Genomic DNA, 17,049 nt, shown 5'->3' on the forward strand with positions numbered 1-17,049 from the left:
GGCGTGGTGTTGATAGTGCAAAAGATTTTGATTGCGCTGTGCTTGCTCCTGGGAGCGGCGGCGGCGTATGCGCAAGGCCAAGCAACCATCGCGCTTGCTCGGGCTGGTTATACGCTTTATGTCGATACCACCACCATGGCCATGTGGGCGGAAAGTGCGCAAAAGCACATGCCTCGGCATGCGCTGGGAAATCCGGTCTTTTCCCATGTGACGGACACAGGCATGCACGGCATCCGTGAGGGGCGTGTGCTGCAATACGGTGGCGACTCGCTCATCGCCCGTGTGACCAGCACGGCCGGCTTGACGGCCAAAATACGCCTCCGGCTTGGTGATGATTTCTTTTCGATGACGCTGACACCTGAGGGGGACGCCGCTGTACCGGAGCAGCTGTACCGTATCGACTTCCGGGCGGCACCGCTCAGCCCGGCATATGGGCTGGGAGACCACGGTGGCTTCGGTGCGAGTACCGATGTGACGGGATTCAGGGACGATGATTTCGGAAACCGTAACAACGAGCATCGGTTTATCTCCACGTTTACCGTTTTCCCGGCCCACAACTTTGCGCAGGTACTGTTCAGCGAGCGGACCAAGCGGGTGGCCATCACCCCAACGGAAAACAGGCTTGGCGTTGCCGCAGCGAAGGCCGCGACGATTTACTATTTTTTCGGTATGCCCAAGCAGATTTACCAGGCCTATAAACAGGTGAAGGCAGCGGAAGGTTATCCGGATCTGAAGCCGAAGTACCGGTTTTTCCAGTTGGGCTACGAGGCTTTCGGTTCGTTGGGATGGAACACTTACCAGTCTTCCGTGGAGCAGGACATTGCGGCTTATCTGGAGCGCGGGTATCCGCTGAAATGGGCGGTGGTGGGATCGGGATTCTGGAAGGGTGAGCGGCGCAAACCCACAGAAGGCGCTACCACGAGTTTCGGTATCTGGGATGACGCGGCTACCGCTGGCAGGAAGGATGGCCTGCCGAACCCGCGCTATCCGGATCCGCAGGCGTTCAAGGATTTTTTCAGGGCCCGGGATATCAGCCTCTTGCTGGGCTTGCGCATAAACTTCAAGGCCCCCGAGGGGTATGGGGGCTTCTATACACCGGAGAACGACGGGAAATATATGCAGGAAGGTCTTGCGAAGAACTATTTTATCGGCGGCGGAAAGCCTGAAACCTACCGGGTGAATTTTCCGCAGGGAAAGGTGTTCCTGCTGGATGGTAAAAAGCCGGGGGCCGTGGATTGGTACTTGGCCGGGGCAGACCGGTGGGGAGTGGATGGGTTTAAGGAAGGCCTGATGCTCTTTGATGGCAAGAAACTCGATAACGATGCCAAGCTGAACAAGGTGAATGAAGCGCTGATGGAGCGTGGCTACTTGGTCATGGCCAGAAACAGTGCTTATTCGGTAGCGGGCGACATCCTTAGGCTGGAAGACACGAAGCACGGGTTTGACCAGGACCGACCGCTGATCAATGGCCTTAATTACGCGGCGAGCGGCGTTTCGGCGGTTTACCTGGATATTGTAGCTGGCAAGTATCTGGAGAAGCCCTTGACCGATGATCAGAAGCTGTATTTCGTGCGCAATGCGATGACCGTGGCCGTAAGCCCGGTAATGGCCATGGGATATGGGCCCTGGCACCTGGAATCGCCGGCCTACGAGAATGCCGTGAAGAAGGCGGCGCACTGGCATGCGGCGCATGCCGCTTATTTATACAGCGAAGCCGTCAAAGGTTATCACACCGGCTTTCCGTATGCCATGACACCGCTGCCGCTGGCATTTCCTCATGATTCAGCCACGTACCGCTTAGCGGGAACGCAACGGCGCCAATATGCATGGATGCTGGGGGAGTCCTTGCTGGCAACGCCGCTGTATGGCAATGACTATGCTACGGCCAAGACCCGGGATGTTTACCTTCCTGCGGGCAGATGGATGGACTATGAAAGCAAACAATGGTTCGAGGGCCCTACAACGCTGGAGAGCTATGCTTTTCCCCTGGATAAGATACCCGTATTCGTAGGCGGCAAAGGTGTAGTCATTGAACAAACCGGCCAGCGTTACCACGCCCGGGTTTACCCGACTCGGGATGAGCCGTTTACCTACCGCTTTTATTTTCCGGACGGCGAGCGTACGGCCGTCATCCACAAATCGTTCGCCGGCTGGAAACCGGGGAAATACCGCATTGAAAACCGCGCAGCGGGCCAGGAACAGGTCATCGGGTTGGATGACCTGCAATCGTCGTTTTCCTTCCCGATAGAACCCGCTATGGAATATCACTTAACCCGCCTTGATTGATGACTATGAGACGTTGCGAAAAACAATCCTTTACATCGGTGTTATTGCTATTGGCACACCTGGTGCCGGCCTGCTTGTTTGCCCAGCAAAACGTGGTGCTGGAAAACGGGCACCTGCGCTTGAAATGGGTACCCACTGCCGGCGGGTATGTACTGCGGGAAATCGTTCTGAATCCCGGTGCAGATTCCCTCGCTCTGGATGCTCCGGAGGGTAGCTATGTGGGGCTATATACGGCCGGCAAGCCCGATACCGCCATAAACACCGGGCTGCTTGCCGAAGCGAAAGGCCATGTCTTTGACGAATATAAATACATTGTTAGCCGGTGGCGGGATTGTTTCCGTCCGGTGCCGCTGAATACGGCGGGCGAGGCGGTTTCGTTTTTTCCGTCAAGCGCCAGATCCTCGGCCCACGGGGTAGAATTTATGCACCAAACGGATCGGTTTACCGCGCAGATCACCTGGTCGCTGGATCGCCTTTATGGCCATGATGTGCTCGTGGAAATGCGTGTGACGGCCAGGCAGGCTGGTTATTTTTCATTTGCGACGCCCACACTTTTCAACACCGAGCCGGGTGATCTGGAATGGGCCATGCTGCCCGGTTATTTCCAGGGCCGTGCCATCCAGCCGGACCTGCTGCGGGCCTATGCCTACGGGCAGGGCATCCCCAGCCTCCCGGTGGTGGTGCGCGAACGTACGGCAAGCACGCTGGCACCTTTCATCCAAAACAAACAGGGCGTGACGTTGGCCGTAATCCCCGAACCGGGCACGGCCGCTGATCCCTGGGCGGACAGCAGGGATTCGCGCGACCAATGGCGGCTCGGCCTGTCGCTGATGAACCGCGGGGGTGGGCTTTCTCCCACACTGTACCATCCGGTGCTGGGTGAGGTGGATTCCTACCTGAATGCGGGTGAAGAGCGCGTCTTCCGGTTCAGGTATTCGCTGCAACGCGCCGACTGGTTTGAGGTATACAGACACGCCATCTATGACGTCTATGACTTTGATGAAGCCGTGCGGCTCAAGAATACGCGGCAGTCACTGACCGACCGCGTGCGCTCAATGCTGGACTACCTGAAGGATGACTCGACATCGCTATGGAACGTCCATAACTACCAGGGGCTGCAGATAGGGGCGCAATCGTATCTTGGAGGAGTAGTGGGTGCCGATAAAGACGCGATGAAAAATGCGGATTACGGAGCCATGTGGATGCTGGCCCGCATTACGCAGGATGCCGTGCTGAACGAAACCCGGCTACAGCCGGCGCGGAACTTTAAACTGACACAGCAGCAGACCGCAGATGGGTTTTTCCAGGGCGCAGCGGTTGGACAGTATTATTTATGGAAAAGCAAGCGGTTTACCGAAGAGTGGGGCGATTATGTGGAACCCATTGCCCTGACGTACTATACGCTGCTGGACATTGGCAACATTCTGCTTTTCGAGCCGGACGACAAGGAACTGAAAGACCGCCTGAGGCGGGGAGCAGACAAGCTGCTGGAATGGCAGCGGCCCGATGGAAGCTGGCAGGTGGCGTACGACCGGCATACCGAGCAGCCTGCATTTACCGACCAGCTGGATTTGCGCCCTACGTTTTATGGGCTCCTGGTGGCCCACCGCCTGCTGGGCGATAAAAAATACCTTCAGGGCGCTATCCGGGGTGCCGACTGGTACGTGCGTGAGGCCGTAAACAAGGGGCATTTCCTGGGGGTATGCGGCGATGTGCGCTTTGTACCGGACTTTGCGACAGGACAAAGCGCCCAGGCGTTGCTGGACCTCTATGAGCAGACGGGCGATACCGTATACCGCCAGGCTGCCATTGATGCGGCGAGGATTTACACCGCCTCGGTGTATACCCATCCGACACCCTCGCAACGGGTCAAGGAAGTAAAAGGAAAGCGAAAGGAAGATTGGGAAATTTCGCAGGTAGGCCTTAGTTTTGAGCATGGAGGAACACTGGGCTCGGCAAACGGTGGCGGCCCGATCCTGCTGGCCAGCCATGCCGGCCTGTTTGTACGGATGGCGGGCCTGACGGGTGAGCGCCTGTTTTTGGATATGGCGCGCGCCGCTGCCTGGGGGCGCGACGCCTTCGTGGATCCGGCCACCCGCGTGGCTTCCTACTACTGGGCGCGAATGGATGCGGGGTCAGGCCCGTTTCCCCATCACGCGTGGTGGCAGGTGGGGTGGATCACGGATTACCTGATTGCGGAAATCGCTCTACGCTCCGACGGACAGATCAGTTTTCCCAAAGGCTTCATCACGCCGAAGGTAGGGCCGCACCAGCCGTATGGTTTTGCCGACGGACAGATTTTCGGTGCTCCGGCAACGCTGTATCTCCCGGTAGGGGCGGTAACCGTTGAAAACCCCCGGGTGGATTTCATGGCAGCGAAAGCAACCCGTGGAACCGCTATGTACCTGATGCTATTGAACAACAGCACGGCGGCGCAGCGCAGTTCGGTATCGCTCCAAGGGCTTGCGCTGCCGGCATATTCCACAGCCGTTTTATTGGATGAAAAGGGCGAGAAACTCGAGGACGTGCGGGTGGAAGAAGGGCGTTTCGCGGTAGATTTACCGCCATTGGGGCTGAAGGTGATCAAATTAACGAACTAGACTTAACTTGTATTGAAATGAACGGAATTAAACGATTGATCCTGCTGGTTTTGGCCTGTGGTTTTACGGGTGACGTATTGGCCCAATACCATATCCGGCATCCCAACGCCATCACGCTGCACGGCGAATGGACATTTGCGCTTGATCTGGCCGATCAGGGCATAAGCGGTCAATGGTACCTTGATGGCATAACTCGGACCAATAGACAGGACATCGTGACGGTGCCACACTGTTTTTCTTCCGATCCGCGTTACCTGTTTTACACGGGCACAGCATGGTACCGCAAATCATTTGCGTGGAAGCCCACGTCTGGCGAGCGTGTGATCCTGCATTTTGATGCGGCCTATTACCTCACAAGGGTATGGCTGAACGGGCAAGAGGTAGGTACGCATGAAGGGGGGTACACGCCTTTTCATTTTGATATAACCGATTACCTGAAGGACGGTGATAACCTGCTGGCTGTGTCTGTAAGCAACGACACTTGGAAGCTGAATACCGTGCCGGCGGTGAAGGATAATTATGATATCAACGGTTCGTATCCGGCCTGGATCAACTACGGTGGACTGATCCGGCCGGTGTACCTGACCGTGGAACCCGAGGTCTACATCGAAAACCTGAAGGTGGAGGCGACGCCTGACCTGGACAAAGGCGATGCTGTACTGAAGACAAAAGTCCGCATACGCAATGCGTCAAAGCAGGCGGTTTCGCCCAAAGCCGATTTCACCGTGCGCCTTGGCGAGCAGACCGTTCCGCTGCGGTGGCAAACCGGCGCCGTGCGCATACCAGCAGGCGAAACGCTCACACTGGAATCCAGCAGCAAGCTTTCTGCCGCCCAAACCGAGCTGTGGGACGTCAATTCGCCCACATTGTATAACCTCGCGGCAGCGGTGGGCAACGATACCCTGGCGACAAACTTCGGGATCCGCAAAGTGGAGGTCCGCGATGCGCAGCTGCTGCTGAACGGCCGGCCTGTGCGGTTGGGTGGGGGCAACCGCGTGCTGGATTATCCGGGCTTAGGCTCACTGGAACCTGACTGGCTCATTGAGCGGGATTTCCGGCTTATGAAGGAAGCGGGCATGGAGTTTCAGCGCCTGACGCATTATACACCGGCGGAATATTTCTACGACCTGGCAGACCGGTACGGCATGCTGATCATTACTGAAGCCGGCAACTGGCAGCTTACGCCGAAGCAACTGGACAACGACACCATCCGCACGAAGTTCAAACAGCAATTCCGTGAGATGGTTGAACGCGACTGGAATCATCCGAGCGTAATTGCGTACAGTGTAGGCAATGAGTACCTGTCAGACGAGCCAGAGGGCCAGCGCTGGACCAAAGATATGATCGCCTACGCGAAGGAACTGGACGCCACAAGGCTGTATACCTTTGCCACCATGCGGCTGAATAGCCTGCCGGAAAAACCGGAGGACGAAGCAAGCCAGTATGTGGACTTTATAAGCGCCAATATCTATGGCAACCACGCCAAGGCGCTGGATCACATCCACCGGCTTTATCCGGATAAGCCGGTCCTGATCAGTGAATGGGGCGTGCGGGCAGACAACGCAAAAGGTGAAGCCGGGCAGGTACAGCACATCAATGAGGTGATGGGTGAACTCCGGAAGCGCCCTTACGTGGCCGGTGGGGCATGGTGGACCTACAACGATTACCAAAGCCGCTACTACGGCAGCAATGCCAACGGCTACCGGCCGTGGGGGCTGGTGGGGCCGGATCGCTCGGCCCGGCCGGCTTATCAGGTTTACCAACAGCAAATGGCTCCACTGACCGTGGAAAAAACGGGTTTTCAGTCCGGGGGTAAGGGTGTGCATGAGCTGCGGCTGAAAATAAGTGCACGGGCCGATTTCCCGGCCTACAGGGTACAGGGCTATGTGCTGGAAACGCCACATACCCGGGTGAGCTTACCGGACCTGGAACCGGGCGAAAGCGCGGAGATCACCTTGCCTGTGACCGGATTCCAGGAGGATATTTTGCTGAAAGTCGTCAAGCCCACAGGTTATGTAGCCTTGCAGCAAACCATGACGTTGAAGGAAAAGAATTGATTTTACAGTACCTATAAAGACATGATTCAAGAAGCGGAAATTGATAGAAGATATTCCCGGAAGGTCACCTTGTCAGCAGACTTGGTGATTACAGGCGGGGGTCTGTCCGGCACGTGTGCAGCCATCACCGCGGCAAGGCAGGGGTTGAAGGTGGTGCTGGTGCAGGACCGGCCGGTATTGGGCGGCAACGCCTCGAGTGAGGTACGCCTTTGGATATTGGGGGCTACCTCGCACATGGGTAACAACAATCGCTGGAGCAGGGAAGGGGGTGTCATAGACGAGTTGCTGGTGGAAAACATGTACCAGAACCCCGAAGGCAATCCCATCATCCTGGACATGATTCTGCTCGACAAGGTGATTCAGGAAGCGAATATTACGCTGCTGCTCAATACGGCGGTATATGAGTTGGAAAAGGCCGACCCCGATACTATCCGGAGTCTGAAGGCCTTTTGCAGCCAGAATTCGACCACCTACCACCTGGAAGCACCCTTGTTTTGCGACGCTTCCGGCGATGGTATCATAGGCTTTTTAGCCGGAGCAGCGTTCCGCATGGGCGCTGAAGCGCGGGAGGCGTTTGATGAGCCCATGGCGCCGGATGCCGACTATGGCGAGCTACTCGGGCATTCACTGTATTTCTACAGCAAGGATACCGGGAAACCGGTGAAGTTTACAGCGCCCTCCTTTGCCATAGATGTGTCTAAGGAGATTCCGCGGTTCAGGAATTTCAAGGCCAATGAGCACGGCTGCCAGCTCTGGTGGGTAGAGCACGGAGGACGTCTGGATACGGTACATGATACCGAGCGTATCAAGTGGGAGCTGTGGCGCGTGGTGTACGGCATCTGGGATTATATTAAAAACTCCGGTAAGTTTCCGGAAGCCGAGACCATGACGCTGGAATGGGTAGGGATGATCCCGGGCAAGCGTGAGAGCCGCCGTTTCGAGGGCGACTACATGCTGAGCCAGCGTGACCTGATCGAGCAGCGCACACATCCCGATGCGGTGGCCTACGGTGGATGGTCCATTGATCTGCATCCCGCCGACGGGGTGTTCAGCGAAAGGCAGCCTTGCAATCAATGGCATAGCAAGGGCGTTTTCCAGATTCCGTATCGGTGCCTGTACAGCCGTAACATCAAAAACCTGTTCTTTGCCGGCCGGATCATCAGCGTGAGCCACGTGGCGTTCGGCGCCACGCGTGTGATGGCCACCAGTGCCTACGTGGGGCAGGCGGTAGCTGTGGCGGCAGCATTGTGCAAACGGCAGGGTGTGCTTCCACGCGCACTTTACGAACAGGGGCACATGGTCCAATTGCAGCGCGAATTGATGAAGACGGGGCAGTATATTCCCGGTCTTGTGCTGACCGACGATGCAGACCTGGTCGCGCGTGCGCGGCTGACGGCTTCGAGTACCCTGGCTTTTTCTGGATTCCGGCGTGAAAATTTGCGTTGGAAATCGCTTGACATCGGCGCTGCCCAGTTGGTGCCGCTAAATGCCGGCGCCGTGCCGGTGTTTTCCCTACCCGTTCGGGCCAGTGGCAATACCGCGCTGGTGGTGGAACTGCGGGTGAGCAGCCGGAAAGGGGGATTTACGCCGGACACGGTGCTGGCAACGGAGTCCGTTGCGCTCGCGCCTGGGATGACCGACCTGGAGCTTGATTTCAAGGCGGTGCTGGAGGAGGCACAATATGTCTTCCTGACTTTCCTTGGAAACCCAGAGGTGCAGCTCCCATACACCGACCAGCGGATAACAGGGCTGCTTTCGGTGTTTAATGGCGTAAACAAGAAAGTGTCAAACAATGGCTACCAGCAGCCGCCCGTCGGATCGGGGGTGGATGAGTTTGAGTTCTGGTGTCCGCAACGCCGCCCGGAAGGGCAGAACATCGCCATCGCACTGGCTGATCCACAGCTGGCATTCGAACCCGATAATATCCGGAATGGCGTGGACCGGCCCGTTACCGGGCCAAACGCCTGGGTGGCTGACCCCAAAGACGCTGATCCGTATGTATCATTGGAATGGGATACGCCTGAAACGATCAGCCGCATCGTGCTGGTGTTTGACACGGATGCAGACCATGCGATGGAGTCTGTGCTGATGACTCATCCTGAACGGGTGATGCCGTTTTGTGTGCGGAATTACAGGATAGCAGATGCGGCCGGGAACGTGATCTACCAAAAGACGAATAACTACCAAACAAGGAATATCATTGTCCTGGATGAGCCGGTGACGACCGATAAGCTGATGATCCATGTCGGACATCCGTCCGATGATGTTCCCGCTGCCCTGTTTGCCATCAGATGTTACGGGGGGGTGCAATGACGACACTGGACTATTGGGTAATCGTGATTTTTTCCATCGGCATATTGGTTGCCGGACTTTCCATGAGCGACCGCAAAGCGGACATGCAGTCTTATTTCGGCGCAAGCGGAGCCTTGCCCTGGTGGATGAGCGGTCTGTCCCTGTACATGGGGTTTTTCTCTGCGGGCACTTTTGTGGTATGGGGTGCCATTGCCTATGAACAGGGATGGGTGGCTATTACCATACAATGGATGATGGCCATTGCCGGATTCCTGATTGGTCGTTTCATCGCACCGCGATGGCGGCAAACCGGTGTGCTTACCGCAGCCGAATTTGTGCAACAGCGATTCGGAAGCGGTGTCCATAAGTTTTATACGTATGTTTTTCTCCTGATGAGCTTTGCCTACAACGGGGCCTTCCTGTATCCGGTAGCGAAATTGGTGAACGTGTCAACCGGCCTGCCTTCCCATTATGCAATCATGCTTTTCGGTCTGATGGCCGTGCTCTATACGACTTCCGGCGGGTTATGGGCAGTTATTGTGACCAATGTGCTGCAATTCGTGGTGCTTACCGCTGCGGTGATGATCGTCGTGCCGCTGGCATTCGAGCGGGTAGGTGGCATACCTGCTTTCGTAAGCGCGGCTCCCGAAGGATTTTTTAACCTTACCGGCGGTGAATACACCCCATGGTTTGTCGCCGCTTTCGGACTTTATAACATGGTGTTCATTGGCGGCAACTGGGCTTATGTACAACGGTACACGAGTGTGCCCACCAAACGGGAAGCGAAGAAAGTGGGTTACCTGTTCGGCTGGCTGTATCTGATTAGTCCGGTCGTGTGGATGCTGCCGCCGATGCTTTATCGGATGGTTGACGGCAACCTCGCCGGACTGGAAAACGAGGGGGCCTATCTGATGATGTGTAAGGAGGTGCTGCCGGCGGGCCTCATGGGCCTGATGATTACGGGAATGATTTTTGCCACCACCGATTCAGTGAATGCATCGCTCAATGTATCGTCTGCGGTGTTTACCAATGATGTCTATAAACGGATAAACCCCGGCGCTACCAACCGGTCGTTGATGTGGGTGGCCCGTTTGTCCACGCTTGCGTTTGGAATGATTACCGTGTTGGTGGCCCTGATGGTACCCGCAATGGGCGGCATTGTCGAGGTAGTGCTTAGCATCGGTGCACTTACTGGCGTGCCGCTCTATGGCCCCGCCATTTGGGCATTATTTTCCCGCAGGCAAACTGCCTTTTCCGTCCTCTTTACTACCCTGGTGAGTTTAGCCATCAATGTGTTTTTCAAATTCGGCGCGCCGCCCCTGCTCAATGTCATGTTGGACCGGATGCAAGAAACGGTCTTGGGCGTGTCCTTGCCCATCATGCTGCTGGCCATCTTCGAGGTTGTTTACAGGCGTCGGCCTTACCGGATAGCAACATCAGCCGACGCTGCTGCCGATGGAGCCGAGGTGGCTTCCCATGGGAAGCAGCAAAGTGCATTGGCGATTAAAACTGTTGCCTTGGCGTTGTTAGGCGTTGGATTGATGATAATGGTATTGGGCCTGCTCGCTGCAAGCGGACGGCCCGCTGTATTGACCATTGCCTTTATGATTGTTGCGTTAGGCACCTGCTTGCTACGCATGGCTTACCGAAAACGGACTATTTCATAGCGTCCCGAGACAGTGCTCACAACTCCTCTTCCCGCTCCAGCATGAGGATGGCACTCTGCGGTACGATGAAATATTTTTCACCTTGATACTGTATTTCGGTGGACGCACCCATGTGAAAAATAGCTAAATCGCCTTCTTTGGCTTGTAACGGAATATACTTTACCCGCTCTTCCTGGGGTTTCCAAGCGTCATCGTCTTCTGCAGGCACGGGTATGGCGTATCCCGGACCGGTTTTTAGCACATATCCCCATTGTACTTTTTCTTTTTCCTGCACCCCTGGAGGGAGGTATAATCCGCTTTCGGTTCGTTCATTGGGCTTGGTTGGCTTAATCAACACACGGTCGCCCACAACAATCAGTTTTTTCAGCTTATTATCCTGTGTCAATTGGATGGTCATAACAAATCAATTTTTGCGATTGTTAGCAAAAGCCGTGCAGCAATGGCATTTCGTGCCAATATGGCATTTTTGATGGTAGCTGCCTGTTTTCTGGTTACCACCAACAGATCAGGCAAAGAAGGAGGCAATTGACACCTATCATCCCAATCCTGTTCTACCACGGGAGGAAGCAGTGGGAATATGGATTTCCAATAGGACATATTTTTGCCGATTATTGGGTAGTGTTTTGGTGCATAAACAGGACAGCACAGGTTGCCTCTTTGTAAGAAAGGTGTTAGTATTGCAGTATACCAGTTATGACAATTTGGGTTTACCTATCTCCAAATTATGGCATTAAAGAGACTAAACAATGAAGCAGCGGTATTGAAGCTTATTGCCAATGGCGATGAAAAGGCGTTTGCCAGACTGTTTTATGCATACTACAATCAGATTGGTGCATATGTACAGGGACTTACTCAAGATACCGAAGTCACCGGGGAAATCATACAGGAGGTATTTGCCAAAATCTGGATCGACCGTGAGTCGCTTCCGCAAGTTAAAAAGTTTGACGCCTTCCTATTTATCATCTGCCGCAACCATACGCTCAACCACATCCGCCGCATGGTGGCCGAGCGGGGCAATAAGGAGGCTTACCGCTTAGAACTCGACGCTGTACACGAGGAAGAGGGTGTAACAAGCTTGGCTGATCAGTACGAGCTGATAGACCGTGCGATCAGCTTATTGCCTCCACAGCAAAAAAAGGTGTTCGTGCTGAGGCGGCAAGGGTTGAAAAATCCGGAGATTTCCAGACGGATGAACTTATCGATTGAGTCCGTAAAAAAATACCAGCATCTCGCCGTTAAATTTATTAGCGAATTTGTAAAAGGCGAAGCATTGGCTTAACCATGGTCAAACAGCGGCTAACACCGGCCTTTTAAAAAAAATCAATTTTTCCGTATCCACTTTTTGAAAATCCGGTGTCTTTATATCAAAGACCAATAAAACTTATTTGTTAATCGTAATCAATGGATAGGGCTACACTTCTGTTACTGATAGACCGCGCGCTAAACGGCACGATTAGCCCCCAGGAGCAGAAGGAGTTGCAGGAACTGCTGGCCGATCTGTCGAATAAGGACGCCGTCAGGCAGGCACTTCAGGATAAATGGGAAACGTTTGAAGCAAACGATACTGTATTTTCTGATGAACAGGGTGAAGCGATGTTGCGAAAAATACTTAACGGCAAGAGATCTGATTTTTCGGATAATGTAATCCGCCCGTTATTTCCATGGTTTAAGGTTGTGGCCGTTGTTTTTCTTGCAACGGTCGCTTGGGCTATCCTTGATTTCTATTCCAGTGACTGCGATGGGGCCGAATTGACCATGGAACAGGCGGTATCCCAATACGGCATTGAACCGGGTAGCGACAAGGCCATGATCATCCTGGCCAATGGCAGCACAGTAGTATTGGATAACTCCAATACGGGCTTGCTCACCGAGGAGGGGGGAGTTTACATCCGCAACTTGGGCGACGGCATGGTCAGGTACGAGGCGGGTGCCCATGCAATGGGGCATGTGCTGTACAACACCATTAAAATTCCTAAAGGGGGGCACTATCACGTGGTGTTGGAAGATGGAACGAAAATCCACTTAAATGCCGAGTCGTCTCTTCGTTACCCGGTCCGGTTTGCCGGAGCAGCACGCGAGGTTCAACTGGTGGGCGAGGGCTTTTTTGAAGTAGCTCCCGACGTGACCAGGCCATTCCTTGTAAACACATCACTGCAAACCATCCGGGTATTGGGTACCGTATTTAACATTCGCGCCTACCCGAATCTGAAGGCGAAGACCACATTGGTGGAAGGCCAAGTGGCGGTAAATGGGGCTGGTAATACGGTGATACTCACGCCCGGCGAGACTGCCGAAAGTGAATTGGGGAAAAGTGGCATTAAGATCAAGAAGAGCGATATTAATCAAGATCTTGCTTGGCACAACGGTTATTTCATCTTTGATAACGAGCATATCACCAGCATCATGGAACGGGTAGGAAGATGGTATGACGTGGATGTGGATTATAAAGGAAGTATGGAAAACATCAATTTGGGAGGCGTCTTCCAACGGTCAAAGAGCATCGTACAATTGTTGGAGAGCTTTAAAACAACAGGGTTGGTAAATTTCAACATCAAAGGAAGGAGGATCACCGTGATAGGAAACTAATAACGAAAGGTCACCAAGCGTTAAAAAAACCGAGGCGTTGGCCCGCACTCGGTTCCTGTCTGTTCAGACGATTAGGGTGACCAAAAAACTGATTGCATAACCAATTATTAATCACAAACCCAGCTTCAAATGTACAAAAAATTTTATGTAAGGCATTGCCATGAACCAATTTTTAAACCGGTTAACGTTTTGGTCTTGATGAAACTCATCATTTCGCTGACCGTAGTATTTGTTCAATTCGCAGTAGCTGGCCATGGACAGCACGTGAATATTCGTGTAAAAAATTTGCCGGCTGCGCATGTGCTGTACCAACTGTCGCAGCAGAGCGGCTATGATTTTGTCTACGACGCTAACCTATTGTCTACGATGAAACCGATATCCGTGGATATCCGGAATCAGCCTCTTGAAAAGGCACTGGAAACATGTTTTGCCGGCCAACCGTTTGAGTTTGTCTTCACCGGGGATAAGACGGTAGTCATCAAACGGCAGCAATCACAGCCGGTGCAAAAAAACGGCGATGTGAGCCAGGATCAAGTCACCGGCGTGGTCAGAGATGCTTCCGGCAACCCATTGGAAGGGGTTTCGGTACTGGTCAGGGGTACCTCCCGTGGCGGAGCGACCGATGCGAGTGGGCGCTTTCAGATTGAAGCGAAAAGCGGCGAAGTCTTGGTATTTCGCAATGTCGGCTATTTGGCACGGGAAATAACCGTTGGCGGCCAGCCGTCTATCGACGTGGTTTTGGAAGAGGAAACCGCCGATCTGCAAGAAGTTGTCGTAGTCGGATATGGTAGCCAACAGAAGAAGGATGTGACGGGGTCAATTGCACCAATCAGCATGTCCAATGTAAGGGGGCAGTCCATTGCCAGCCTTGACCAGGGGCTTTCCGGCCAGGTATCAGGTGTTAATGTAAGTACGTCAAACGGTACACCGGGCGGTGGCCCCCGGATACAGGTCCGGGGCATTGGTGCAATCGGTGCGGGCAGTGAGCCGCTTTATGTAATTGATGGTTTTCCAGTGCCTTCATCGTCGGGGCAGCAGTCCAATCCGATGAGTTCGCTCAATCCGCAAGACATCGAATCCATGACCGTCTTGAAGGACGCTTCGGCTACAGCCATTTATGGATCCCGCGGTGCGAATGGCGTGGTGATGATTACCACCAGACGAGGGAGCACCGGCAAACCGCAAATACAAGTGACGGCAAGCTCTGGCTTGCAAGAAGTGCCACAAAAGGGTAGACCCGATCTGATGAACGGCCGGGAGTTTGCCCGGTTCAGAAAGGAGGCCATCGAAGATCGAATCCGGTTTGAAGAGGGCCGTGAACCCACATTGGAGGATATCCCCGAGGTTTATAGAAACCCCGACTTGATTGGCGAAGGCACAGACTGGTACGATGCGGTGACCCGCGTGGCGCCGATGTCGGATATCGGTGTAAGCATCAGCGGGGGAACTGATAAGATACGGACCTTTGTCTCTGCTGGATTTTTCAACCAAGAAGGGGTGATGTTGAATACCAAGTTCGACCGGTTTTCACTTCGGGCCAATATGGATGCTGATATCACCGATCGGTTTAAGGTCGGTGTCAACCTGGCGCCTTCCATGACATTCCTGAGAGGGGGAGTAAGGGGGCAGGGCAGGGACGAGGGATTTGAAATTGCCAACCCCATCCCGCCGGCATACAATCCGGATGGCAGTTACAATGACTTTATTGAATCTCCGGGAACCTTCGGCATACCCAACCCCATTATGGTGCTGAATGAGACGGTAAACAAAGCCAGCCGGACACGGATTCTGATGAATACGTTTGGCGAATATGAAATTGTCAAGAACCTGAAATTCAAATCTTCGTTTAACGTCGATTTTGAAGATGGCGACTCCCAATATTTCCGGCCTTCTACTTTGGGAAACCAAAACGCCCGCCCGCCATCGGTGCCTTCGGGCAACTACGGTAGTGTAAAATACCTGAACTGGCTGAATGAAAATACGCTGACGTATGACTACAATTCGGACACAGGGCACTCACTTTCGGGATTGATAGGCTATACGGTGCAGTCGCAAAAGGTCCACAATAATACTTTCAACGGCGAACAGTTTCCCGATGATGATATTGAGTCGTTGAACGCAGCGGCACGGATAACCATGGGGGGGATTGACATAAGCGATTGGGCCTTGATTTCCTACCTGGCCAGGGTCAATTACTCTTTCGCCAGTAAGTATTTGATCACCGCTACGGTGCGGACGGATGGTTCCTCGCGTTTCGGCGCAAACAACCGGTGGGGCACCTTCCCTTCTTTTGCACTCGGATGGCGGCTGTCCGAAGAAAACTTTTTGAAAAACAGTACATGGATAGACGAATTGAAATTGCGTGCGTCATACGGATTTACCGGCAACTTCAACATCGGGAACTACTCCTACATGAGCAACATCGGTACGCGGGACTATGTATTTAACGGTACGTTGGGCAGCGGCCGCGTGATGACGACTTTGGCCAATCCTAATCTGGGCTGGGAGCGGATGCGTGAGCTTAACTTGGGCATTGACTTCAATTTTCTCGACAACCGGGTAAACTTGACGGCGGACTTCTACAACAGGAATACACAAGACTTGCTGCTCAATGTCGAGATCCCGCAATCATCCGGCTTCGGTACGGTAACCGAAAACCGGGGCGACGTGCGAAACCGGGGCGTTGAACTGGGGGTGCTTTCGCACAATATCGTTTCCAATAATTTCGATTGGTCGACCAATTTCAATATTTCGTTCAACCGCAATAAGGTCATCGCATTGGGACGAAGCGACGATCCCATCTATTCCGGTCAAAGCAGTGAAGGGAATCCGACAAACATTACGCGGATTGGAAGCCCTGTGGGCATGATTATCGGCTATGTGTACGAAGGAATTTATCAAAACGAAGCAGACCTTCAAAACTATCCGGCATTTCCCGGGGCTATTCCCGGAAATATGCGGTTCCGGGATGTCAACGGCGATGGAGAGATCACGCCGTTCCAGGATTTCGATGTCATTGGAAACCCTTATCCGGATTTCAATTGGGGAATCACCAATACCTTCCGGTATAAAAACCTCGATTTGCGGGTGCTTGTCGTAGGCGCTGTAGGGGCCGAGATGTTACGGGCCACGAATTTCTACACCGGAAATATTGACGGCGTGTTTAACGTAAACCGCAATGTGATGGATCGGTGGCGGTCACCGGAGCAGCCCGGCAACGGACTGGTGCCTACCACGAATGGTACGGGCCGCGGACGGGTAATGTACCGCGATACCCATAGTCTATGGATAGAAAAGACCGACTATGCGTGGATAAAGAACATCACGCTTGGTTATAACCTTCCGGCCGGCATGATGGGAAACCGCTGGATAAACAGCTTGAGGGTATATGCCACCGTCCAGAATGCCTTGTTGTTTACAGGCTATAGCGGCAACCCTGAAGGTACAAATTATAACAGGCCGGATACAGGTGCACTCGTACCCGGTATTGACTATTCCAATTATCCCGTACCGCGTATCTATACACTGGGTGTCAATTTCAGTTTTTAGTTAGTCATTTAG

Annotated in this window: 10 protein-coding genes; 9 read left to right on the top strand and 1 reads right to left on the bottom strand. The window is 53.7% G+C overall.

What is annotated here, in order from left to right:
* Positions 1-27 precede the first annotated feature (27 nt).
* The 5 genes from JHJ32_RS08940 to JHJ32_RS08960 are packed head-to-tail and all read left to right on the top strand — an operon-like array spanning position 28 to position 10,902.
* Complete coding sequence (locus JHJ32_RS08940; RefSeq protein ID WP_200120752.1) at positions 28-2,286, top strand: TIM-barrel domain-containing protein; 2,259 nt, start codon at positions 28-30, stop codon at positions 2,284-2,286.
* Positions 2,286-4,886: a beta-L-arabinofuranosidase domain-containing protein gene (locus tag JHJ32_RS08945; protein ID WP_233632570.1), complete on the top strand. Its 2,601-nt coding sequence runs from the start codon at positions 2,286-2,288 to the stop codon at positions 4,884-4,886. Before JHJ32_RS08940 ends, JHJ32_RS08945 begins: the two co-directional genes overlap by 1 nt.
* Before the next feature lie 17 nt (positions 4,887-4,903).
* Complete coding sequence (locus JHJ32_RS08950; protein WP_200120754.1) at positions 4,904-6,943, top strand: glycoside hydrolase family 2 protein; 2,040 nt, start codon at positions 4,904-4,906, stop codon at positions 6,941-6,943.
* A gap of 21 nt (positions 6,944-6,964) precedes the next feature.
* Entirely contained in the window at positions 6,965-9,256 is a 2,292-nt protein-coding gene (locus tag JHJ32_RS08955; protein ID WP_200120755.1) for an FAD-dependent oxidoreductase, read from the top strand.
* Positions 9,253-10,902 carry a sodium:solute symporter family protein gene (locus JHJ32_RS08960; RefSeq protein ID WP_200120756.1) on the top strand — a complete coding sequence of 550 codons (1,650 nt, stop codon included), beginning with the start codon at positions 9,253-9,255 and terminating at the stop codon, positions 10,900-10,902. Before JHJ32_RS08955 ends, JHJ32_RS08960 begins: the two co-directional genes overlap by 4 nt.
* A gap of 16 nt (positions 10,903-10,918) precedes the next feature.
* Here JHJ32_RS08960 and JHJ32_RS08965 read toward each other — a convergent pair whose 3' ends face one another.
* On the bottom strand, positions 10,919-11,299 hold the full coding sequence (locus JHJ32_RS08965) for a co-chaperone GroES family protein (protein ID WP_200120757.1): 381 nt from the start codon (positions 11,297-11,299) through the stop codon (positions 10,919-10,921).
* A gap of 107 nt (positions 11,300-11,406) precedes the next feature.
* On the opposite strand from JHJ32_RS08965, the gene JHJ32_RS23170 reads away from it, so the two are divergent.
* The 4 genes from JHJ32_RS23170 to JHJ32_RS08985 all read left to right on the top strand — a co-directional run bounded on the left by JHJ32_RS23170 (position 11,407) and on the right by JHJ32_RS08985 (position 17,037).
* Positions 11,407-11,565, top strand: a complete 159-nt coding sequence (locus JHJ32_RS23170) for an Rpn family recombination-promoting nuclease/putative transposase (RefSeq protein ID WP_370584493.1) — start codon at positions 11,407-11,409, stop codon at positions 11,563-11,565.
* 61 nt (positions 11,566-11,626) lie between these two features.
* Positions 11,627-12,181 carry a sigma-70 family RNA polymerase sigma factor gene (locus tag JHJ32_RS08975; protein ID WP_079715238.1) on the top strand — a complete coding sequence of 185 codons (555 nt, stop codon included), beginning with the start codon at positions 11,627-11,629 and terminating at the stop codon, positions 12,179-12,181.
* A gap of 122 nt (positions 12,182-12,303) precedes the next feature.
* The gene (locus JHJ32_RS08980; RefSeq protein ID WP_200120758.1) at positions 12,304-13,488 is read left to right on the top strand and encodes a FecR family protein; all 1,185 of its coding nucleotides are present in this window, start codon (positions 12,304-12,306) and stop codon (positions 13,486-13,488) included.
* 198 nt (positions 13,489-13,686) lie between these two features.
* Positions 13,687-17,037 (top strand): TonB-dependent receptor, encoded by a 3,351-nt coding sequence (locus JHJ32_RS08985; RefSeq protein ID WP_200120759.1) that lies wholly within the window; start codon positions 13,687-13,689, stop codon positions 17,035-17,037.
* Positions 17,038-17,049 lie beyond the last annotated feature (12 nt).

Source organism: Parapedobacter sp. ISTM3, assembly GCF_016533505.1.
Classification (GTDB): domain Bacteria; phylum Bacteroidota; class Bacteroidia; order Sphingobacteriales; family Sphingobacteriaceae; genus Parapedobacter; species Parapedobacter luteus.